At 43.7% G+C, this 2,865-nt stretch carries 3 protein-coding genes; 1 reads left to right on the forward strand and 2 read right to left on the reverse strand.

Annotated elements, in window-relative coordinates:
• Window positions 1-8: 8 nt before the first annotated feature.
• Window positions 9-515 (reverse strand): P-loop nucleotide/nucleoside kinase family protein, encoded by a 507-nt coding sequence (locus LRP49_RS25010; RefSeq protein ID WP_274146375.1) that lies wholly within the window; start codon window positions 513-515, stop codon window positions 9-11.
• Between the two features lie 94 nt (window positions 516-609).
• Here LRP49_RS25010 and LRP49_RS25015 point away from each other — a divergent pair, with 94 nt between their 5' ends.
• The gene (locus tag LRP49_RS25015) at window positions 610-1,632 is read left to right on the forward strand and encodes an IS110 family RNA-guided transposase (RefSeq protein WP_274146377.1); all 1,023 of its coding nucleotides are present in this window, start codon (window positions 610-612) and stop codon (window positions 1,630-1,632) included.
• A gap of 419 nt (window positions 1,633-2,051) precedes the next feature.
• Here LRP49_RS25015 and LRP49_RS25020 read toward each other — a convergent pair whose 3' ends face one another.
• The gene (locus LRP49_RS25020; RefSeq protein ID WP_274146379.1) at window positions 2,052-2,741 is read right to left on the reverse strand and encodes a hypothetical protein; all 690 of its coding nucleotides are present in this window, start codon (window positions 2,739-2,741) and stop codon (window positions 2,052-2,054) included.
• Between the last annotated feature and the right edge of the window lie 124 nt (window positions 2,742-2,865).

Raw genomic sequence — 2,865 nt, forward strand, 5'->3', positions numbered from 1 at the left:
ATGCAATTTCACACGCCTAGCTTTTCTGTTAGTTCTGCGAAAGCCATTTCAATACTTTTGCCTGCCGTATCTATTTTGATTACATCGGTTTTCCAAGCGTCGTAATGGCGGTTTTGTACTTGTTTCCAGTCAGGTAATTTTAGATTTGTTACTTCACTTCTACGAGTGATGACTCTTTGTTCGTGTTTACTGCTATCTGAGCAACTAATTTCAATATTGATGAATTTAGCCCCCACACTTTCTGCGACTTCCTGCCACTCACGTCGCGTGAGCTCGATAGGATTACAAGAGTCTGAGATACAGCTAATCCCAAGCTCTAAGTTGTCTCTGATTATACGGTAGCTTAAACGATACCCTTCACCTTCAACTTTGAAGTGACAAAGATCTCGAAGCCCTTGCTCTACTGTATCAATGCGAACATACGTAGCACCCACTTTAGCAGCTAACAGTTTAGCAAGAGTCGATTTACCTGAAGCAGGGAGACCCGAAAATATGTATAAAATAGGATAATTCAATTGACCTCCATTCCTTGCATATAACGAATGACATGGATTCCCCCTCACGAGGATTTGCCACACTTAGGTGTCGCGTTAAATACCGGAGGTAACCATGTCTTCTCAATTCTTTTGTGGCGTTGACCTCGCCAAGCACCACTTCTCACTGCACGCTGTTGATGACCGAGGTAAGGTCATTCTTCACAAATCCGTTTCGCGTGCTAAATTGCTGACTACATTAGCAAATATGCCTGTCATGCGTATAGGTATTGAAGCGTGTTCTGGAGCGCATTATTGGGCCAGAGCGTTCACCCAATTAGGCCATGATACCCGCATCATGGCGGCTAAGTATGTCAGCCCCTACCGCACAAAAGGCAAGAACGACCTTAATGATGCCATTGCTATCTGTGAAGCCGTCCAAAGACGCAATACGCGCTTTGTTCCTGTTAAATCACCTGAACGCCAAGCCATTCTTGCTATTCACCGAATGCGTGAGCACTGGGTTCAGGAGCGGACTGCCCTCATTAATCGTATCCGTGCTTTGCTCGCCGAATTTGGCATCGTCGTTCCAACCGGACGTGCCGCTGTCCATCGCGAGGTTCCTCTTATTCTCGAAGCCGCTGAAAACGGCTTACCTGATATCGCCCGTGCTGTCCTGGCGGATTGCTTCGAGCACTTACAGACACTGAATCAACGCGTCGAAGACACCGACCAGTGCTTTGAGATGGTAACCAAAGCCAGCCCTAATGCGCAGCGTATCCTCAACGTCCGAGGCGTCGGACCTCAAACCGCCACAGCCATTATTGCTGCCATCGGTAAAGGTGAGCAGTTCGACTCCGGGAGAGACTTCGCCGCCTGGCTAGGACTGGTCCCGAAACAGTATTCAACCGGCGGTAAACCTCGCCTTGGGCGCATTAGTAAACGGGGCGACAAGTATCTACGAACCTTGTTAGTTCACGGAGCGAGAGCCGTCATAACCAACCTCGGAGAAAAACAGGACAGGCTCAGTGTCTGGGGGAGAAACGTCCTCGAACGACGAGGGATGAACCGCGCCATTGTCGCGCTGGCAGCTAAGAACGCCCGCATTATCTGGGCGTTGTTACACAACCAAACCGAATATCAAGACTACACCGCCTGAGTAAGAGGCGGCGCAGGGATACACACCAACCGGGTCATTGCAGACGCAGCTGATGAGGATAGGTTAAGACCATTTGCAGAGAGCCTGTTAATGCGGCGGACACATTGATGTCTTCTAACGAATGAGGCACTGCAACCGCGTAATGTCATCAGGGCCGTGACGTGAGTCAGCGAAAGGCCGAATGTAGAGCGGCAGTCCAAAACCAATCTTCGAAAGTCTAGCGGATGTTTGACGAACGGGGGAATCCATGTAGCCGCATTAAGCGGACGAAAATAGTGGGTTAAAATGTGTAGCGAAGCGAAACGTAACCCACTGTTTTTGTTCCGTTTAAATGCCTTGTTAGCTGCTTAAGGTTGAAGAATAACTCTATTATCATGGCACCTTATCAACAAGTAAGCTTTTCTTATAACATGCTTATATTAAGATTCGTGTTTCCTAATCCCAAAATTCAACATTTTCTTGTTTTTTTCAAGATGCCTGGTTAGCATCAACAAGCCTGACGAGTTGGTTAACTTGACGTCATCATCATTATTAAGTGCCTGTCGAATCCGATCTCCACCAATCATATTTTTGATATTGATAAAATAGTATGTGACTTCAGTCGAGAATGAAAAGTTGCTCATTACTTCATTGTATATATCCTCAAATTTTTCAATATCATCAATAAGAAATTGATAGTTAGATGTTATTTTCTCGTTGATCAATTCTCTTTCAGAGCTTTCATGGGCGTTATTAATTAACGCAGTTCTAATTATTTCTTCTGGGTCATGTATTGATTGTTGCTGTGAACTTGTCAGTAGCCATTTTTTTATTTGACGTATTGCACCTAAGCTAATAATTGGCAATAAATCTTTTGCTTGATTTATCTTTACATGCAAGCAACTAACGTAATGAAACACATAAGCCACAATCATCGAGGCAGATAATGAAATAATAATATTTGATAATACATCACTCACCAAAATATTATATATAGGGGTATCTAGAAAACATTCCCAAACAGGTGGCCTTCCAATAGCGCATGAAAATAAAATTAGCGAGACGAAAAATATATTAAACAATGACATTTCGGCTTTATCAAGAGCCAAATATTTATAAAAAGTTACCACTACTTCCCCTGAATTTTTTATATCGAAATTAAAGTGCCCATATTAATAGGAAATAAACAATTTTTCATTTTATAGCTATTTTAGGTTTGCATATTACATTGAGTTCACGCAGCTAACGCCGCCA

The sequence above is a fragment of the Enterovibrio qingdaonensis genome (genome assembly GCF_028683135.1).
Lineage (GTDB): Bacteria > Pseudomonadota > Gammaproteobacteria > Enterobacterales > Vibrionaceae > Enterovibrio > Enterovibrio qingdaonensis.